Genomic DNA, 18,886 nt, shown 5'->3' on the forward strand with positions numbered 1-18,886 from the left:
GATGAGCCGCAGCAAGGCTGCCGTATCGAGCAAAGCGACTGCGGAGCAAAAGCTGCTGTTCGATCAGTTGCAGCAGATCGCGCAGGGACTGGGCGAGACTTTTGCGCCGTTCTGCGAGGTCGTGCTGCACGATCTCACCGATCCCCGGCAGGCGATCGTCGCCATTCACAACAATCTGTCGGGCCGCAAGGTCGGCCAGGGCGCGACCGAGCTTGGCCTTGCCCGCATCGCCGACCCCGACTACGCGCAGGTGATCTCGAACTACGCCAACAGCTTTGCCGACGGAAGGCAGGCCAAGAGCACGTCGATCGGCATCAAGGGCGCGGACGGTGCTTACGTCGCAGCGCTTTGCCTCAACGTCGACCTCACGCTGTTCCAGGGCTTGCAGAGCGCCATCGGCCAGTTCGTCAGTGTCGATGCGCAAAACACTCCGCGCGAATCGCTCAATCCCGTCGGCGCGGACGTCATCCGCGCCCATATCGACCAGTTCGCCGCGCGCCGCGCCACCACGCCGCGTGCGCTGAACACGGAAGATCGCCGCGTCCTGCTGCGCGAATTGCGCGACGCCGGCTGCATGGAGGTGCGCCGCTCCTCGGACATCATCGCGGCCCATCTCGGGGTGTCGCGCGCCACGGTGTATGCCGATGCCCGCTAACGTCTTGGACCTTGAAACGCCCTGCCTGCTGCTCGACGAGGCGCGATTTCGCGCCAATGTCGCGCGGATGAAGGCGCATCTCAGCGAGCTCGGCGTCGCCTTCCGCCCGCATCTGAAGACCGCGAAATCGCTCGATGTCGCGCGCATCGCGATGACCTCGCCGGCAGGGCCGGCAACCGTCTCGACACTCCGCGAGGCCGAATATTTTGCAGCCGGCGGCGTGCGCGACGTGATCTATGCCGTCGGCATCGCGCCGGCGAAGCTCGCGCGCGTCTCCGCGATCCGCGCCACCGGTTCCGATCTCGCCGTCATTCTCGACAGCATCGAGCAGGCCGATGCCGTCGCCGCGCATGCCGCGCGTACCGGTGATGCCATTCCCGCGCTGATCGAGATCGATGCGAACGGCCACCGCTCCGGCGTCGCGCCTGATGATGCGGCAACGCTGGTCGCGATCGGCCGGCGCCTGGTTGCGGGCGGCGCGAGCTTGCGCGGCGTCCTGCTCCACGCCGGCGACAGCTACGCCCTGAATGATCCGGCGACCATCGCGGATGCGGCCGAGGCCGAACGCGTCGCCGCCGTCACTGCGGCGAACGCCTTGCGCGCTGCGGGCCTGCCATGTCCCGTCGTCAGCGTCGGCTCGACGCCGACCGCGCGTTACGCGCGGGATCTCACCGGCGTCACCGAAGTGCGCGCCGGAGTCTTCATGTTCGGCGATCTGTATCAGGCCGGCGTCAGCTCGGTTGACGTGGGCGACATCGCGCTCTCCGTGCTCGCCACCGTGATCGGACACCAGAAGGCCAAGGGCTGGATCATCGTCGATGCCGGCTGGATGGCGCTCTCGCGCGATCGCGGCACGGCGAAGCAGGCTGTCGATCAGGGCTATGGTCTGGTCTGCGACCTCGCCGGACAGCCCTATCCGGATCTCATCGTCGCCGATGCCAACCAGGAGCACGGCATCGTCGCACTGCGCAAAGGCTCGAACGCCGGGCTGCCGGACCTGCCGATCGGCGCGCGCATCCGCATTCTCACCAACCACGCCTGCGCCACCGGCGCGCAATATGATCGCTATCACGTGCTCGATGGTGCCGGCGCCGTCAGTGCGGTCTGGCCGCGCATCAACGGCTGGGAGAGTCTCATTCCTTCAGATCGTTCACCCGCTTCACCCATGTCCTGACATCGGCGAGCACGGCGGGCAGCACCGCCTTGACCTCGGCCACCGTCATGCCCGGCTTGATGCGGGGATCGTAGAGCAGGTTGAGGATGTACTGGTCGAAGACGTCGAAATAGCCCATCGAGACGTTGTCATTGAACATCGTCCACGGCACGCTCGCGGTGTCGTTGATGGGCCCGAGCGATTGCAGCAGCTCCTCATAGGCGCAGTCGAGGAAGGTGAAGTCGCCATTGTCGACGGTGAGGATGACGTCGGAATGCTCGATCTCGAAATTGTCGTTCTTGCGGAAGCCGGACAGGCATTGCGGATCGAGCGAGGTGCGGATCTCGCGCGCCTTCTCGGCGCCGTAGAAGCTCGAGATGGTGCGGAACAGATCGCGGTCGCGCACCAGCTTCACCCGGACGTTCGCGGCCTCGTTGGTCTCGATCATGGCGATGTCGAGATGCTGCACGCGCCTGGCGATGTCCGCGACGACCCTGGCCAGCTGCGCCTTGCGATCGGCACGGTCGCTCTCGGCGTAGACGCGCACCGGCCCGTCGAATTTGCGGATGCGGTCGACGCGGCCGGCGAGGTGATATTCGGCGCCGAACGCCGTCTTCAGAAAACCCTCGGCGATCTCGCCGTCGGTAAAGCTCTTCTTTTCCGAGCGCTGGCGCGCGGCGACCGCAGGCAATTCGCCTGCAACGGCCATGGGCGCGGTGTCAGGCAGACATGTGAGCGCGGCGAACGCCAGCAGGGCGATGCGGAAGGCAGCCGAGGGCGGGTTCAATGCACTCATCGTTGCGCGACGCTGCCGTATTCGCCTCGCGCGCACAAGTCCGCAAATTCACGCGCCCTGCGGGTTCCCGCCGCGCTCGAGCACAGTGCCGTGACGCGTAGGGTGGGCAAAGGCGCAAAAGCGCTGTGCCCACGATCTGTCTGGATTGGAGAGAGGTGGTGGGCACGCTTCGCTTTGCCCACCCTACGAAAGCCCGCGCGATGCTAGTTGAGCACGACCACGGTGGTGCCGACCCCGACGCGGCCGTAGAGGTCGCTGACGTCGTCATTGGTCATACGGAAGCAGCCGGAGGAGACAGCCTGGCCGATCGTCTCCGGCTCGTTGGAGCCGTGGATGCGGTACAGCGTCGAGCCCAGATACATCGCGCGTGCGCCGAGCGGATTGTCCACGCCGCCCTTCATGTGACGCGGGAGGTCGGGCCGGCGGGCCAGCATCTGCGACGGCGGCGTCCAATCCGGCCATTCCTTCTTGGCGGTGATCTTGTGCACCCCGCCCCAGCGGAAGCCGTCGCGGCCGACACCGATGCCGTAGCGCAGCGCCTGACCGTTCTGGAGCACCAGATACAAGCGGCGCTCGCTGGTGTTCACCACGATCGTGCCGGGGGCGTAATTGCCGTTGTACATGACGGTGCTGCGGGGGACCGGGTTCGCGCCCGAGCGGAAGAAGTTCGGGCCGCCGCCCATGATGTCGCGCGAGTCGAATTCCTCGGCGAGCGCGCCGCTGGCCATGGCCGTCAGCAGTGCGATGGCGGCCATCGGTGCGGCAAAAAACCGGATCATTGTTTCCCCCAGCAAAAAATCGATTCAACGCAAGCCAAAGGCCATATTTGCGGGCATTTCGCAAGCCACGGCCCCGTGAAGCAGGTCATCCTTAACGGACGGCGTTACCAAATCGGCAACACCGCCATTTTGCCGAAAAGCATTAGCCAAACCATCGCGCCGCGGGGCAGGGCAGCGATGCCGGCTATTGCTTTGACGGGGCCAGCGAACAATGATCGACCGGACGGATTATTGGACATTGCCGGTTGCGGGAGCTTTGGAATGAACGGTGCGGAAAGCCTGGTGCGGACGATGGTCAAGGGCGGGGTGGACATCTGCTTCAGCAACCCCGGGACCTCCGAGATGCATTTTGTCGCAGCGCTCGACCGCGTGCCGGGCATGCGCTGTGTGCTCGGCCTGTTCGAGGGTGTGGTGACGGGCGCTGCCGACGGCTATTACCGCATGGCGGGCACGCCGGCCTCGACCCTGCTGCATCTCGGCCCTGGCCTCGCCAACGGCCTTGCCAATCTGCACAACGCCAAGAAGGCCAATTCCGGCATCGTCAACATCGTCGGCCAGCACGCGATCTATCACATCGGCTACAACGCGCCGCTGACCTCCGACATCGAGGGCCTTGCCCGGCCGATGTCGTCCTGGGTCCGCACCTCGCCGGATTCCAAATCGATCGCCGCTGACGGCGCTGCGGCAATCGCCGCCGCCAAGAGCGCGCCGGGTCAGATCGCGACCCTGATCCTGCCCGCAGACACCGCCTGGAACGAGGCCGACGGCATCGCCGAGGTGCCGGCCGAGCAGCAGCGCGCGAGCTATTCGCCGCAGGCGGTCGAGCAGGCCGCCAAGATCCTGCACGGTGACGGCGAGGGCACGCTGCTGCTGATGACCGGCAGCGCGCTGAGCGAGGAGGGGCTGGCGCAGGCCGAGCGCATTGCCGCCAAGACCGGCTGCACCGTGATGGGCCCGACCTTCCGCCCGAAGATGGCGCGCGGCCGCGGCCGCTTCTCGATCGACCGCATTCACTACGTGATCGAGCAGGCGCTGCCGATGCTGGCGAAATTCCGTCACATCGTGCTGGTCGAGTCCGATGATCCCGTCGCGTTCTTCGCCTATCCGAACAAGCCGAGCATGCTCAAGCCGGAGGGCTGCGACGTCCATCGCATGACCTCCTGGGGCGAGAATTCGGTGGCGGCGCTCGAAGCGCTCGCCGGCGCCGTGAAGGCCAGCGCCAGGGACGTCAAGCCGCAGGCCACTCAGGAACTGCTCAAGCCGACCGGCGCGCTGACGCATGCCTCGATCGCGCAGGCGATTGCGTATGCGATCCCCGAGAACGCGATCATGGTCGATGAGTCCCTCACCACCGGCCGCGCCTTCTTCCCGCCGACGGCGGCGGCAGCGCCGCACGACTGGCTGCAGAACATGGGCGGCTCGATCGGCTTCTCGACGCCGCTGTCGATCGGCGCCGCCATCGCCTGTCCGGACCGCAAGGTGATCTGCATGGTCGGCGACGGCAGCGCGATGTACACGATCCAGTCGCTGTGGACGCAGGCGCGCGAAAACCTCAACATCGTCACCATCGTGTTCGCCAACCGCATCTACCAGATCCTGCGCGGCGAGTTCGACAATGTCGGCGCCGGCGAACCCGGCCAGCGCGCCAACGACATGCTGCGCCTCGACCGGCCGACGATGGATTTCGTGGCGCTGGCCAAGGGCATGGGCGTTCCCGGCCGCGCCGTCACCAATGTCGACGAGTTCAACAAGGCGCTGGCCGAAGCCGTCGCCGAGCCCGGACCGCGGCTGATCGAAGTCGTGATGTAGGTTTCTCCCTCGTCGTCCCGGCGAACGCCGGGACCCATAACCCCAGGGAGAGGTTTGACGAAGACTAGAGGTCCGGTACGCGTATCGCGCGCATTCGATAGACCTCGCGGTATGGGTCCCGGCCTCCGCCGGGACGACACTGATGGTGTGGCGCGGGAGGCAAGATGCAGACCGAGCTGAACAAGGTGATCGCGGCGCTCCGGGACTTCTACGCCCACGAGGGATTCCTGTTCGAGAAGGACGTCGGCGAGCGGGCGGTCACGCACCGCTTCGCCGTCTATCTCGAGCGGCAGTTTTCGGGCTGGTCAGTCGACTGCAACTACGACCGGCTCGGCGAGCGCACGCTGCATCTGCCGCGCGGCACCATCATCTCGACCGACGACCATCTGGGCAAGTCGATCTACCCTGACGTCGTGGTGCATCAGCGCGAGATCCCGAACAATCTGCTCACCGTCGAGATCCGCAAGGCGAGCAATCATACCTCGCTCGAGCACGACCAGCACAAGCTGATGGCGCTGACCGATGCGCATGTCTGGTTCGCCTACTGGATCGGCGTGCTGCTGGTGCTGGACAAGCAGCAAGTGACGATGTCGGAGGTCTATGTCAGCGGAATCGTCGATCAGCCGCTGTCGCTCTGGTTTGCGACGCGGCTTGAAGAGACCGGATTGAGTTCTTCGTAGTCCGGATAGAGCGCAGCGAAATCCGGGGCGTCTCTCCAGGCCGATAGATACCCGGATTGCGCTGCGCTCCATCCGGGCTACGGATGTCAGTGCTCGGAGCATCTTGTCGCGGCGCGCGCCACATGCGCACGCCGCAACATCGTCAGTAGCTGCGCTGCTGCGAGTACGCGTAGCGCGGATTGATGCCGCAATAGGCCGACGTGCCGGAGGCGGTGGCCTGGCACTGCTGATAGCTCGCGAACTGGCAGTTGCCGGGATAGCCCCACATGCGGCCTTGCAGGCAATACCTGTCGTTGCCGGCGTGGGCCTGGGCCGCCGGGAAGGTCGCGGCGATCAGAGCTGCGAACGAGGCGAGGGTGAGGATGGTGCGACGCATTTCAATCTCCTTCGAAAGCATTTTGATGAAGAACACCGGTTCAAGTCAGCGTGTTCCGGGACATGTCCGACACTTTGTCGTGCTTGTCTTGGTGTCCGCAGTGGGCGCTGCGTTCGACATGGGTCTATGATGACGCAAGCCGCGGTGAACTATGTGATCTCGGCCACAGTTCGCGACGGGTGTCCGGCCTATCGTGAGCAGACTTGCACGCGCCGATCCCGGAGGCCTACGCTTTGCTTCATCCGGATCGGCTCATTTTGGAGGTTCTGATGCAAAAATCATATTTGCTGGCTGCGACGGCCGCGCTGGCGCTTCTCATGCAAACCCCGCTCGCGTCGGCGCAGACGGCGCCCGCTGCCGGCGGAACCGCGCCTGCGGCGACAACTGCCGCGCCGGCCGCGACCACCACGCCGACAGCCGCCGCGCCGGCCGCGGCCACCGACTCCGGCCAGTCATCCGACTCCAGGAAGAGTGCGTCGAAGAAGCAGCCGAAGAAGAAGATGACCCGGCAGCAGGAGATCGATCACTCGGTCGATAGTGGCACGGTGCCCGCGCGTTATCGCAGCTCGGTGCCCAAGCAGTACCAGCAATACGTTCCGTTCGATAAGCAGTGACGGAGTGTAGCAGCGGCGCGAGGATTCGCGCTGCTGCACCGATCGCTCGTGAGAGGGGCTTCCCTGCGGCACATCCTTCGAGACGCCCGCTTTTGCGGGCTCCTCAGGATGAGGGCAAAGCCCGCGGCAGCAATTTCGGCGAACCGATGCTGCTTAGCCTCATCCTGAGGAGACCGCGGAGCGGTCGTCTCGAAGGACGAGGCGTGCGCGATGTGCGCCCTCAAGGGGTTATGTGCGACATCTTGGATGCCTATGCACGCCCTTGGCCACGCGGGATCTCCCCACATATGTTGGTGTGGTCTGCCGGCGCGGTGCTAGAGTAGGCCAAAGCCGGGGGGAGTAATGAGCGACGACGTGAAGGATGCTGGCCTTGTGGCCATGATCAGCAGCATCCTGGGGGGCAACAAGCGCGCAGACACCGTGACTCCGCCGCCGCTCACCGATGTTCCCCCGACAGCGCCGACACATGGATTCGAGCTGGTTGAGGCGCCCATCCCCGATGAGGCGCCGGCCAAATCCGAAATCAAGACTGAAATCAAGACCGAAACTGCCTCCCATGCGCCGCCGGCCGCGGCCACGCCGGTCGAGCCGCCTCCGAAAATCGCCACCACGGCAGATGGCAAGCAATTGCTGCCCGCGGAAGCGATTGCCAATCTCGTGCTCGGCGAGCTGCGCAAGCTCGAGGACTTTCCGGCGACAGGGGCCTCGGTCACGGTCTACGGTTACCGGCACTGGAACGCGATGATCACCTTTGCGCCGTTCTCGACCAGTTTCCAGAACGCGACGCGGTTCCGCCAGGCCATGCCGGATCTTGTCTTCAAGCTCCGCCGTTTCGTCGAACTTGAGATATAATCTGGCACAATCGGCGGCGCGTTGCGTCGCCACCAAAGTTCGACAGGATTCCTGAATTGAGCGTCGCCTTTACCAAGGAAGAAAGCGCCGAGACCGCCGCCGAGACGTTGCTGCCGGATCGCCCGATCTCGCCGCATCCGAACCTCGTGACGGAGGCTGGCCTCCAGGCGTTGCAGTCGCAGCTTCAGGACGCGCGCGCAGCTTACGAAGCCGCGCAAGCCATCGAGGACGTCAATGAAAAGCGCCGGCAGTCGGCGGTCCCCTTGCGCGACACCCGCTATCTGACCGAACGCTTACGCACTGCACAGGTCGTCGCGAATCCGGCGTCGACCGACATCGTCGCCTTCGGCAGCACGGTGACCTTCAGCCGCACGGACGGCCGCGTGCAGACCTACCGCATTGTCGGCGAGGACGAAGCCGATCCGAAGGCGGGTTCGATCTCGTTCGTCGCGCCGGTCGCGAGGTCCCTGATGGGGAAGGCGGTGGGGGATGTTGTGGGCGCAGGCGCGCAGGAGATCGAGATCTTGTCGATTGCGTAGGATGGTTTCCGCCGTGTCCCCGAAACAAAGCGCGATCGCCGCATGAGACGGTTTCTCTCGGGTGCCTTGCCGTTCTACGCGCTGGCGGGCCTCGCCATGTGCATGTACCTCGTCTTGTACAAGACTGACCTCTTCGACCTGAACGCCATCGTCCGGGGTGCGACCGGTTCGTCATGGTTTCTGGTCTTCATGTTCGTCTGCGTGCTGCTGGAAGCGGTCTTCCCGTATTTCGGTTATTTCCCCGGGACCGCTCTCATCCTGATGTCCGTGGCGCTCAATCCGAGGCCTGCGGATGTCTCCGTTTTCATTGTGGCGTGGCTGGCGATCATCGTGGGCGCTGTCTTGAGTTACGGACAGGCGCGCTTCTTCAGACCGTTCCTGCAGCGAGTCGCATCAAAAGCGGCACTGAGCCGCTGTGAATCCCTCTTCGACGCCTACGGTCCTTACGCGCGCATTGCCCTGTTCGTTCATCCCAACGCCTGCGCGATGTATTTCACGGCGCTCGGACTGCTCGGCCGCAACCTGACGCGAGAGCTCGCTTATCTCAGCGTCGGCGCTGCGGCCGCCGTGGGCATTCTGTTCGTCGTCGTGACCCGACTCGTATCGTCCGTCGGCGCCACCGACGATGGGGAATTGCAGGTGCTGCTGGCGGCGGCGCTGGTCGCCATCGGCACCCTCGTCGGTCTTTACGCGGCCTTGCGGCCGGCTCGGGCCGCCTGAGGCTTGATCCCTGAGAGTACGGAAGCGGTGTTCCGACCGGAGCGCGCCGCGCATTCGCTCGGCGGGCGATGCGGGTGTGACCAACGTCACGGATCAGGTGCTTGCCTTTCGGCAGGGTCTGCATAGGCTGCGCACATATTGTCGGGGCGAGAATGGGCGCTTTTCGCTGGTTTTCATTATTCCTTTTGATCGGGCTGACCTGCGGATCGGCCCATGCGGAGCGTCGCGTCGCGCTCGTCATCGGCAATTCCGCCTATAAGAGCGTGCCCCGTCTCTCCAACCCGACGAACGATGCCACGCTGGTTGGCGGCATGTTCAGGAAGGCCGGCTTCGACAGCATCGACATCAAGCTGGACCTGAACGTCGTCGAGATGCGCAAGGCGCTCCGCGAGTTCGGAGGCAAGACACGCGATGCCGACGTCGCCATCATCTACTACGCCGGTCACGGCATCGAACTTGACGGCAACAACTATTTGATCCCGACCGACGCTACGCTGGAAACTGACACCGACGTGCTCGACGAAACGTTTCCGCTCGACCGGGTGTTGTTCGCCATTGAACCCGCCAAGCAACTTCGCCTCGTGATCCTGGACGCCTGTCGCGACAATCCGTTCGCCAAGACGATGAAGCGCACTGTCGCCTCGCGCGCGATCGGACGTGGCCTCGCCAAGATCGAGCCGACCAGCCCGAACACGATGATCGCGTTCGCCGCGAAGGCGGGCTCGACGGCCTCGGACGGGGATTCGAAGAACAGCCCGTTTGCCGCGGCCGTGGTCGAGCGTCTGCCGACACCGGGGCTCGATCTGCGCAAGGCCTTCGGCTTCGTCCGCGACGACGTCCTCAAGAACACCGGCTACAAGCAGGAGCCCTATGTCTACGGCTCGCTCGGGGGTGACGATGTCCCGTTGATTCCGGCCAAGCCGGTTGCGGTTGGACCTCAGCCGAACCCGCAGGATTCCGTTCGACGGGACTATGAGCTGGCGCTTCAGATCGGCAGCCGGGAGGTCTGGACCGCTTTTCTCACGCAATATCCCGATGGCTTCTATGCGAGCCTCGCCAAGGGGCAATTGAGCAGGATCGCAGCCGAGGAAGCCCGCGCCGTTGCCGTGGACAAGGCCAAACAGGCCGAGGATGAAAAGGCCCGTCTTGCGACCGAGCACGCCAACAAGGTCGAGCAGGACAAGGCGGCCGCCGCAGCCAGGGCCGCCGAGGATGCCCGGCTCGCCGCCGAGAAGGCCAAGCAGGCCGAAGAGGTGAAAGCCGCTGCCGCCGAGCAACGGCGCAAGGATGCCGAGGCCGCCGTTGCCAAGGCGTTGGCCGACAAGCAGGCCGCCGAGAAGGCGCTCGCCGACAGGATTGCCAATGACAAGGCCGCAGCCGAGCTGGTGGCCGGACAGGCAGCCGAGAAGAAGGCGCAGGCAGACGGCGAACAGAAGATCGCAGCCGTCGCTCCGGCTGCATCGGCGCCCAGCCTGTCTCCGCAGGAGACGGCGAAGCTGCTGCAATCGGAGTTGCGCCGGGTCGGATGTCTGGCGAGCGCCGCCGATGGAGACTGGAATGCGTCGTCGCAGCGTTCGCTGACCTTGTTCAACCGGTACGCCGGCACGAAGTTCGACGTGAAGCTCGCCAGCTTCGACGCGCTGGATGCGCTCAAGGTCAAGCCCGGCCGCGTCTGCCCGCTTGTCTGCGATCGCGGCTTCAGGGCCGATGGCGATCAATGTTCGAGGATCACGTGCCGGGCAGGGTCCCGTGTCAACGACGACAACGAATGCGAAAAAATCCCCGACAAGAAGCCCGCCACTGCACGTGAGGATTCCAGGAAACGGGACGAGCAGCGGAAGCAGGTTGAATCGGCACCGGCCAAGCCGCAGTCGTCAGGCCAGATCATTTGCAACAGTGCGGGTTGCCGACCGGTTGCGCGCGGGTGCCACTTGCAATTCCGGGCCGGAATCATAGCCGGTGGCGCCGCCAACAGCGGCAGCAACGTGGAAGTCTGCAATTAGGCGCTCTTGGCTCTTGCGCCGTCATTGCGAGCGCAGCGAAGCAATCCAGAGATGTTTCCGCGGAGAGATTGCTGGATTGCTTCGCTGCGCTCGCAATGACAACTGGAGAGGTCGCGGGGCTGAGCCGGCGGCGTGGCGCATTTTCCAATCATGCCATCATGCTCCTGTTTTGCCCGACGGAGCAAGAAAAATTCGGAAAAATCGTAACCCATTGATCCGACTGACGTCGGCTACTGTGCATGGGGTTGTTTTAGACATTTTTGATTCGGACGGGTAACGGACAGCCGCAAGGCGTCGGTCATCGTCGGCAATCGGTCTTGTTCAGGAAGATGGATGGTGGGCGCACAAGGGATCGAACCTTGGACCTCTCCCGTGTGAAGGGAACGCTCTCCCGCTGAGCTATGCACCCGGGACCATCATGCCAACGGACGGACTTTTGAGGCCGGCCGGCGCATTGGAGCCCGCGATTTAGAAGTGCGGGCCACGGGTGTCAAGTTGAGAGGCGGCCTCGGGGCTCGAAAACCTTCCGCGGATCGGCCATCCGCTGGCCAGACCGCGTTTGGGGCCGCTTACGCGCCCTGCTGGCGGGCGCGGGAGGCGTGGGCCTGGAGCGCCCGGATGCGTTCGGCCAGCGTTCCGCCGCCCTCGGGCAGGCTGACCGTGGCCGTGCCGTTGGTCGCGGTGCCGTTGGCCGGGCGGGTGGCCTGCTTCGGCGGCTGGCCGGCTTCGGCTGCCAGCAGCGCCTCGATCGGCGAGTTCGGGCCTTCGAGCTGCATCGCGAGTTTTGCCACTTCGGCGGCGATATCGTTGATGCGCTCGCGCAGCAGCGCGTTCTCCATGCGCTCGGTCGCCCAGGAGCTTTCCGCCTGCTGCTGGATCGCGTTGATGTCGCGCTGGAGTTTCGCGCGCTCGTCGCGGGCCGTGCCGAGCTGTTGCTCCAGCGCGGCCTTTTCCGCGCGGATCGTTTCGAATGCGGCTGAGGATTTGCCGCCGCTCAAGCCGGCGATCTCGACGCGCAACTCCTTGATGGTGCGCTCGCCGGTCTCGCTCGCCTGGCGCAGCTGGTTGTTCTCGTAGTCGCGCTCGGCCAGCAGCTTGCCTTGCGTGGCGAGGCGTCCCTCGAGGTCGGCGACGCGGCCCGACAGCATCTCGGCCTCTTTCACCTGCACGATGAGCTGGCGGTCGAGGTCGGTGACGCGCTGGCTCAGATTCTCGACGCGGCCGCGGGCGTCGCCCAACTCGCGCGAGGCAACTTCGGAGTCCGAACGTTCCTGCGTCAGCCGCGCCTGTGTCGCGGCAAATTCCTTCTCGGCATCGCCGACGCGATTCTTCAATTCGTCGATCTGCGCGCGCACCGCGACCAACTCGACCTGACGGCTCTCCGCCATCATCGAGCGGTCGGACAGTTCGGAGTTGATCTTGGCGAGCTCGCCCTGCTTGTCGCTCAGCGCAATCTCGGCTTCGCGCAAGGATGCGGTCTTGGTGTTGAATTCCTCTTCGGTGGCGCGGAGCTGCTCCTTCACCGCCTTCTCGCGTGCCTCCAGCGCGAAGATGGTGGCGTTCTTCTCGCCGAGCTCGATCTTCATGCGGTTGATGGCGTCGCTCTTCTTGCCGAGCTCGGCGAGCTGGCTCGTGGTCTTGTTCTTGAGCTGGTCGACGCTCATTTCCAGCCGGCGCGCCGACATGGCGAATTCGGCCCGGAGCTGGTCCTTGTCGGCCTGGATCTCGGCCATCGACAGCGGCGTGGCCGCCTCGAGCCGACGCGTGGTCAGGCGGACCGCGCGGTTATGCACCAGCGGCACGATGGCAAGCCCGCACAGCATCGACAGCAGGAAACCGATCGCCAGGTACATGATCGGTTCGACCATGGGCCAGAACTCCAGAACTAAGGAAAAATTTACCAAGGACAATGCATGGCGGGCCGGCAAAAAGCCAGCCCCGCCCTGTCGTTAACGTGAATCCGGAACTTGTTCGGGGGGAAGCCCTAGAAGGGGTTCCAGGTCGCGCGCGGCGTGAACTTGAGGTAGCCGATATTGGCTCCCAGCCGCAGGCCGAGGCCCGAGCGGATCGGCACCAGCACGATGTTGTTGGCGGTGAGCGCCGTCATGCCGAAGCCGCCGATGATATAGGCCGAGCCGTCGATGCCGGCGAAGCGCTGGTAGATCGCGTTGGTGGCGGGCAGGTTGTAGACCAGCGTCATGGTGCGCGCGCCGTCGCCGCCCCAGTCGAAGCCGAGCGAGGGGCCCTGCCAGTAGACGCGGAGGTCGCCGGCGTTCTTGGTGTAGAGCGTGCCTTCGCCGTAACGAAGCCCGGCGACGAAGGCGCCGGAGCCTTCCTCACCGAGGATGTAGCCGTTCGGCAGGCCCCATTGGCTGACCGCCTTCTCGATGATCGAGGCGAGCCCGCGCGAGACGTTGCCGAAGAAACGGTGACCCGCGGTCACGAGCTCGTCCGGCCCATAGGTCTGGGGCGTCGGGGTCCGCTGCGGCGGCGGCAGATTGGGCGGCGGCGCCTGCTGGGCGGAGGCCGGGACGATCCAGCCGACCAGCGCGGCAAGCGCGAGGGCAGCAAGACGTGATGCGAAAGTCATAAAAGAACCCCTGGTATCGATTCCGGTCGCTTCCTTAACCTGACGCCAACAGGCACGGTCCTAGGTTGCGGCGGATGTCCCCTCGACTCGGATGTTATCCGCAGCAACTATGACGGCACAACGGCAGGAAGATAGCCCTTTGCGCCCCGGAATTGCCTTGATCGGCTTCCTCGTGTGCCTGCTGGCGGGCATTTGGATCGCCTGCTCGGGGGTACCGGCCGAGGCGGCCACCACCGAGCGTGTCGTCGTCAACCGCTTCAGCGGCGTCGCGATCGAGGGCTTCGACCCCGTGGCCTATTTCGTCGATGGCGATGCCCTGCGGGGCACGGCCGAGTTCGAGGCGAACCTCTGGGGCGCGGTCTGGCGCTTCCGCAACGAGGGCAACCGGGCCTCCTTCCTGGCCCATCCCGAGATCTATGGACCGCAGTTCGGCGGGTACGATCCTGCCGACATCGCCCGGGGAATAGCCGTCGCCGCCAACCCCCGCTTCTACGTGATTTCGGCCCAGCGGCTCTATCTGTTCAGCCGCGAAGCCAATCGCGACGCCTTCGCCGCCAACCCGGAGCGCTTCCTTTATGAGGTGCGCAAGCGGTGGCCGGCGCTCCAGGAACAGCTTGGTCAGTAGCCTTTGACCGCCTGCGGATCGCCCCAGGCGATGAACTCCGGAATGATGAAACCGGTGTCGCCGCGCTGGCCGAACAGTAGCTCGCCACCCTTGCCGTCGGTGACCTTGCCGCCGGCCGCGGTCACGACCGCGCAGCCCGCCCCGACATCCCATTCGCACGTGGGTCCGAAGCGCGGATAGATGTCTGCGCTGCCCTCCGCGATCCGGCCGAATTTCACCGCCGAGCCGACGGTCTTCCTGACGGCATGAGGCCTGTTGTCGATGAAGGCTTCGCTCCGGGGATCGCCATGCGAGCGGCTCACCGCGGCGATCCAGGGTTCGCCCTGTGCAGGCAGCTTGCGGGCGCGGATCGGCTCGGCAGCCCCGATGGTCGTAGCGTCGAACCTGACGCGTTCGGCGCCGCGGCCGACGATGCCCCGCCAGAGCAGACCGAGCGCGGGTGCGCTGACGATGCCCAGCAGTGGCACGCCTTCAGTGACGAGGGCGAGGTTGACGGTGAACTCGTCACGGCCGGCGACGAACTCCTTGGTGCCGTCGAGCGGGTCGATCAGGAAGAAGCTGCCATGAAATGGCGGCGCGGCGAGCTGGGTCCGCTCTTCCGAGAGCGTCGGTACGTCGCTGGCCACCTGCGCCAGGCCGTCGGCGATGATGCGGTCGGCCGCGAGATCAGCCTCGGTCACGGGCGAGCCGTCCTGCTTGCCGTCGACCCGCATGACCGCGCGGTTGACGGCAAGGATGGCTTCGCCGGCCTTCACCACCAGCGCGGTGAGCGGCTCCATCAGGCCGATAGCGGCCGCGCCGTCGATGATCCGCTTCACCTGCATGCCTCATTCATCGGCAATTCCATCCCCACGCAACTGATTCGCCCGCGGCTTTACGGCCGCTTCGAATCGATCGCAAGCTAGCTGCCCCGGGCTTGCGAATGTTAGAACCCGCGGAATTCGCCAAGCATGTGTGATTCGCCGCGTCCGTGCCGTGCAATTCCAGGAACCCTTTATGTCTGACGCTTCGTCACCCGGTACCGCCACCGCTCCAGATGCGCTCGAACTCGCCGCGCTGCTGTGTTCGCGGGTCTGCCACGATCTCATCAGCCCTGTCGGCGCCATCGTCAATGGGCTCGAAGTGCTCGACGACGATCCCAAGCCCGAGGACCGCGAGTTCGCGCTCGACCTGATTCGCAAGAGCGCCAAAACCGCCTCCGCCCGGCTCCAGTTCTGCCGCCTGGCCTTCGGCGCGGCCGGCTCCTCCGGCGCCCAGATCGACGTCGGCGACGCCCAGACCATGGCGCGCGGCCACATCGAGGACGGCAAGTGCACGATCACGTGGAATCTGCCGCGGCTGCTACTGCCGAAGAATCGCGTCAAGCTGCTGCTCAACATGCTCGTCGTCTCCCAGCACACGATCCCGCGTGGCGGCATGCTGACGATCGATCCGATCGGTGAGGGCGAGACGATGAGCTTTCGCATCACCGCGACCGGACATAATGCGCGCCTGCCGCAGAACATCTCCGAGCTGCTGAGCGGCGAACGCGGACCTGCCGCGGATGCGCACGCGATCCAGCCTTATTATACGCGGCTGCTGGCGCAGGCCTGCGGGCTCACCGTGACGCTCAAGCTGGAGGGCGAAGCGGTCATCATTACCGCTTCGTAAACGAAGCGCGTCGCGCGCAATCGTTAATTGAGTCTTTACGAGGCGCTTCGGCTTGTCCGGAGCGCCTTATCTCTTTGTTGGTTCCGTTCTTTTGCACATACTCAACCATTATTAAACGCTTTGCGGTGAAGCTGGCCCCATTCCGAAATGGCGCTCACAATTCGTGTGCGTCCTCCCTGTATGAAGGCCTGTTTTCATGGATGATCTGTTGCGGGAGTTTTTGACGGAGACCAGCGAGAGCCTGGATACCGTCGACAATCAGCTGGTGAAGTTCGAGCAGGAGCCGAACAACGCCAAGATCCTGGATAACATCTTCCGCCTGGTCCACACCATCAAGGGTACGTGCGGCTTCCTCGGGTTGCCGCGTCTCGAAGCGCTGGCGCATGCCGGCGAGACCTTGATGAGCAAATTCCGCGACGGCATGCCGGTGACGGCTGGAGCCGTGACGGTGATCCTGGCTTCGATCGACCGCATCAAGGAAATTCTCGCAGGCCTCGAAGCGACCGAAGCCGAGCCCGAGGGCAACGACCGCGATCTCATCGACAAGCTGGAAGCGATGGTCGAGCAGGGCATGGCCGCCATGTCAGGCTCGGCGCAGCCGATGCCGGCGGCTGGAGCTTCTGCTCCGGTGACCGAGGCTCCGCCGCTGGCGCCCGAAGCGCCCGCTCCCGTTGAAGCCAAGGCTCCTGCGAAAGACATGACCCAGGGTTCGCTGATCGACCAGACGCTGGAGCGTCCGCTCCGTCCGGGCGAGGTCTCGCTCGATGATCTCGAGCGCGCCTTCCGCGAGACCGCGATCGAAGCGCCGGTGCCGGTTGCGCAGGCCGAAGCCAAGGCCGAGCCCGCGCCCGCCGCTGAAGCCCCGGCGCCTGTCGCCAAGGAGGCTGCGAAGGAAGCAAAGCCTGCCAAGGAGAAGGTCGCTATCAAGAAGTCGGCAGCAGATGAGAACGCCGGCGAGGGCGCCAGCATCGCCAACCAGTCGATCCGCGTCAACGTGGATACGCTGGAGCATCTGATGACCATGGTTTCCGAGCTGGTGCTGACCCGCAACCAGCTGCTGGAGATCTCCCGCCGCAACGAGGACACCGAGTTCAAGGTGCCGCTGCAGCGCCTCTCCAACGTCACCGCCGAGCTGCAGGAAGGCGTCATGAAGACGCGCATGCAGCCGATCGGCAATGCCTGGCAGAAGCTGCCCCGCATCGTCCGCGACCTCTCGGGCGAACTCGGCAAGCAGATCGAGCTGGAGATGCACGGTGCCGACACCGAGCTCGACCGCCAGGTGCTCGATCTGATCAAGGACCCGCTCACCCACATGGTGCGCAACTCCGCCGATCACGGCCTGGAGACCCCCGCCGAGCGTACCGCCAACGGCAAGGGCGAGCAGGGCACCATCCGCCTCTCCGCCTATCACGAGGGCGGCCACATCATCATCTGCATCGCCGACAACGGCCGTGGCCTCAACACCGACAAGATCAAGGCCAAGGCGATCTCCTCCGGTCTCGCCACCGAGGCCGAACTCGAGAAGATGTCGGAAGCCCAGATCCACAAGTTCATCTTCGCGCCGGGCTTCTCGACCGCGGCCGCCATCACCTCGGTCTCCGGCCGCGGCGTCGGCATGGACGTGGTGCGCACCAATATCGACCAGATCGGCGGCACCATCGACATCAAGTCGGTGGCCGGCGAGGGCTCCTCCGTCACCATCAAGATCCCGCTGACGCTCGCCATCGTCTCGGCGCTGATCGTCGAAGCCGCCGGCGACCGCTTTGCGATCCCGCAGCTCTCGGTGGTCGAGCTGGTGCGTGCCCGCGCCAACTCGGAGCACCGCATCGAGCGCATCAAGGACACGGCTGTCCTTCGCCTGCGCAACAAGCTGCTGCCGCTGATCCACCTGAAGAAGCTGCTGAAGATCGACGACGGCGCGGCCTCCGATCCCGAGAACGGCTTCATCGTGGTGACACAGGTCGGCAGCCAGACCTTCGGCATCGTCGTCGACGGCGTGTTCCACACCGAAGAAATCGTGGTCAAGCCGATGTCGACCAAACTGCGCCACATCGACATGTTCTCCGGCAACACCATCCTCGGCGATGGCGCGGTCATCATGATCATCGACCCCAACGGCATCGCCAAGGCGCTCGGCGCCGCCGGCTCCTCGGCCCATGACATGAACGACGAGAACGGTGCCCACCACATCGGTTCGGGCGAGCAGACCACTTCGCTGCTGGTGTTCCGCGCCGGCTCGTCCCAGCCCAAGGCGGTCCCGCTCGGGCTGGTCACGCGCCTGGAAGAGCTCCCGGCCGACAAGATCGAGTTCAGCAACGGCCGCTACATGGTGCAGTACCGCGAGCAGCTGATGCCGCTCGTCGCCATGGAGAGCGTCACCATCGCCAGCCAGGGCGCGCAGCCGATCCTGGTGTTCGCCGATGACGGCCGCTCCATGGGCCTCGTCGTCGACGAGATCATCGACATCGTCGAGGAACGGCTCAACATCGAGGTCGGCGGCTCCGCTTCCGGCATTCTCGGCTCGGCCGTGATCAAGGGCCAGGCCACCGAGGTGATCGACGTCGGCCACTTCCTGCCGATGGCGTTCTCCGACTGGTTCACCCGCAAGGAGATGAAGCCGTCGATGCACTCGCAGTCGGTGCTGCTGGTCGACGACTCGGCCTTCTTCCGCAACATGCTGGCTCCGGTGCTCAAGGCCGCGGGCTACCGCGTCCGCACCGCGCCGACCGCGCAGGAGGGCCTCGCGGCGCTCCGTGCCCAGACCTTCGACGTGGTCCTGACCGACATCGAGATGCCTGACATGAACGGGTTCGAGTTCGCCGAGACCATCCGTTCGGACAACAATCTGGGCTCGATGCCGATCATCGGCCTCTCGGCGCTGGTGTCGCCGGCGGCGATCGAGCGCGGCCGTCAGGCCGGCTTCCACGACTATGTCGCCAAGTTCGACCGTCCCGGTCTGATCGCGGCGCTGAAGGAACAGACCGCGGGCGCCGCCGGTGCCTCCGAGCTGAACCGGGCGGCGGCGTAAGAGCAGGACAGGGATCA

The 18,886-nt window shown here is 65.1% G+C and carries 18 protein-coding genes and 1 tRNA gene; 12 read left to right on the top strand and 7 right to left on the bottom strand.

The window, feature by feature from the left end; all coding sequences use genetic code 11:
- Nucleotide 1 precedes the first annotated feature (1 nt).
- Together AB7532_RS06530 and AB7532_RS06535 are read left to right on the top strand one after the other, a co-directional pair.
- Entirely contained in the window at nt 2-655 is a 654-nt protein-coding gene (locus AB7532_RS06530) for a helix-turn-helix transcriptional regulator (protein ID WP_441233989.1), read from the top strand.
- Nucleotides 645-1,829, top strand: a complete 1,185-nt coding sequence (locus tag AB7532_RS06535; protein ID WP_441233990.1) for a DSD1 family PLP-dependent enzyme — start codon at nt 645-647, stop codon at nt 1,827-1,829. Before AB7532_RS06530 ends, AB7532_RS06535 begins: the two co-directional genes overlap by 11 nt.
- Here AB7532_RS06535 and AB7532_RS06540 read toward each other — a convergent pair.
- Nucleotides 1,789-2,604, bottom strand: coding sequence for a DUF2927 domain-containing protein (locus AB7532_RS06540; RefSeq protein WP_441233991.1), 816 nt, complete (start codon nt 2,602-2,604; stop codon nt 1,789-1,791). The genes AB7532_RS06535 and AB7532_RS06540 overlap by 41 nt on opposite strands.
- A 203-nt stretch (nt 2,605-2,807) precedes the next feature.
- Nucleotides 2,808-3,383, bottom strand: a complete 576-nt coding sequence (locus AB7532_RS06545) for a L,D-transpeptidase (protein WP_441233992.1) — start codon at nt 3,381-3,383, stop codon at nt 2,808-2,810.
- 261 nt (nt 3,384-3,644) lie between these two features.
- Here AB7532_RS06545 and AB7532_RS06550 point away from each other — a divergent pair, with 261 nt between their 5' ends.
- Together AB7532_RS06550 and AB7532_RS06555 are read left to right on the top strand one after the other, a co-directional pair.
- Nucleotides 3,645-5,192, top strand: coding sequence for an acetolactate synthase large subunit (locus AB7532_RS06550; protein ID WP_441233993.1), 1,548 nt, complete (start codon nt 3,645-3,647; stop codon nt 5,190-5,192).
- A 164-nt stretch (nt 5,193-5,356) separates the two neighbouring features.
- Complete coding sequence (locus AB7532_RS06555; protein WP_441233994.1) at nt 5,357-5,872, top strand: hypothetical protein; 516 nt, start codon at nt 5,357-5,359, stop codon at nt 5,870-5,872.
- A gap of 142 nt (nt 5,873-6,014) precedes the next feature.
- Here the strand turns inward: AB7532_RS06555 and AB7532_RS06560 are convergent, their stop codons facing one another.
- Nucleotides 6,015-6,248, bottom strand: coding sequence for a DUF3551 domain-containing protein (locus AB7532_RS06560; RefSeq protein WP_441233995.1), 234 nt, complete (start codon nt 6,246-6,248; stop codon nt 6,015-6,017).
- A 269-nt stretch (nt 6,249-6,517) separates the two neighbouring features.
- Between AB7532_RS06560 and AB7532_RS06565 the strand changes: the two genes are divergently transcribed.
- From AB7532_RS06565 to AB7532_RS06585, 5 genes are all read left to right on the top strand, one after another.
- Nucleotides 6,518-6,862 (top strand): hypothetical protein, encoded by a 345-nt coding sequence (locus AB7532_RS06565; RefSeq protein WP_441233996.1) that lies wholly within the window; start codon nt 6,518-6,520, stop codon nt 6,860-6,862.
- Between the two features lie 342 nt (nt 6,863-7,204).
- Nucleotides 7,205-7,714 (top strand): hypothetical protein, encoded by a 510-nt coding sequence (locus AB7532_RS06570; protein WP_441233997.1) that lies wholly within the window; start codon nt 7,205-7,207, stop codon nt 7,712-7,714.
- 56 nt (nt 7,715-7,770) lie between these two features.
- Nucleotides 7,771-8,253 carry a transcription elongation factor GreA gene (gene greA / locus AB7532_RS06575; RefSeq protein WP_441233998.1) on the top strand — a complete coding sequence of 161 codons (483 nt, stop codon included), beginning with the start codon at nt 7,771-7,773 and terminating at the stop codon, nt 8,251-8,253.
- A 42-nt stretch (nt 8,254-8,295) separates the two neighbouring features.
- On the top strand, nt 8,296-8,973 hold the full coding sequence (locus AB7532_RS06580) for a hypothetical protein (protein WP_441233999.1): 678 nt from the start codon (nt 8,296-8,298) through the stop codon (nt 8,971-8,973).
- Nucleotides 8,974-9,125: 152 nt separating this feature from the next.
- Nucleotides 9,126-10,976 (top strand): caspase family protein, encoded by a 1,851-nt coding sequence (locus tag AB7532_RS06585; protein WP_441234000.1) that lies wholly within the window; start codon nt 9,126-9,128, stop codon nt 10,974-10,976.
- Nucleotides 10,977-11,310: 334 nt separating this feature from the next.
- Here AB7532_RS06585 and AB7532_RS06590 read toward each other — a convergent pair.
- From AB7532_RS06590 to AB7532_RS06600, 3 genes are all read right to left on the bottom strand, one after another.
- Nucleotides 11,311-11,385: transfer RNA gene (locus tag AB7532_RS06590), tRNA-Val, on the bottom strand.
- Between the two features lie 160 nt (nt 11,386-11,545).
- Complete coding sequence (locus AB7532_RS06595; protein WP_441234001.1) at nt 11,546-12,844, bottom strand: hypothetical protein; 1,299 nt, start codon at nt 12,842-12,844, stop codon at nt 11,546-11,548.
- 116 nt (nt 12,845-12,960) lie between these two features.
- Nucleotides 12,961-13,566, bottom strand: a complete 606-nt coding sequence (locus tag AB7532_RS06600) for a DUF1134 domain-containing protein (protein WP_441234002.1) — start codon at nt 13,564-13,566, stop codon at nt 12,961-12,963.
- A gap of 139 nt (nt 13,567-13,705) precedes the next feature.
- Here AB7532_RS06600 and AB7532_RS06605 point away from each other — a divergent pair, with 139 nt between their 5' ends.
- Complete coding sequence (locus AB7532_RS06605; RefSeq protein WP_441239201.1) at nt 13,706-14,191, top strand: YHS domain-containing (seleno)protein; 486 nt, start codon at nt 13,706-13,708, stop codon at nt 14,189-14,191.
- Here AB7532_RS06605 and AB7532_RS06610 read toward each other — a convergent pair.
- Nucleotides 14,185-15,015 (bottom strand): 3'(2'),5'-bisphosphate nucleotidase CysQ family protein, encoded by an 831-nt coding sequence (locus AB7532_RS06610; protein ID WP_441234003.1) that lies wholly within the window; start codon nt 15,013-15,015, stop codon nt 14,185-14,187. The two genes, AB7532_RS06605 and AB7532_RS06610, sit on opposite strands and share 7 nt — an antisense overlap.
- A 172-nt stretch (nt 15,016-15,187) precedes the next feature.
- Here AB7532_RS06610 and chpT point away from each other — a divergent pair, with 172 nt between their 5' ends.
- Nucleotides 15,188-15,841: a histidine phosphotransferase ChpT gene (gene chpT, locus AB7532_RS06615; RefSeq protein ID WP_441234004.1), complete on the top strand. Its 654-nt coding sequence runs from the start codon at nt 15,188-15,190 to the stop codon at nt 15,839-15,841.
- Nucleotides 15,842-16,037: 196 nt separating this feature from the next.
- Complete coding sequence (locus AB7532_RS06620) at nt 16,038-18,869, top strand: hybrid sensor histidine kinase/response regulator (RefSeq protein ID WP_441234005.1); 2,832 nt, start codon at nt 16,038-16,040, stop codon at nt 18,867-18,869.
- The last annotated feature ends 17 nt before the right edge of the window (nt 18,870-18,886 follow it).

Source organism: Bradyrhizobium sp. 930_D9_N1_4, assembly GCF_052076015.1.
Classification (GTDB): domain Bacteria; phylum Pseudomonadota; class Alphaproteobacteria; order Rhizobiales; family Xanthobacteraceae; genus Bradyrhizobium.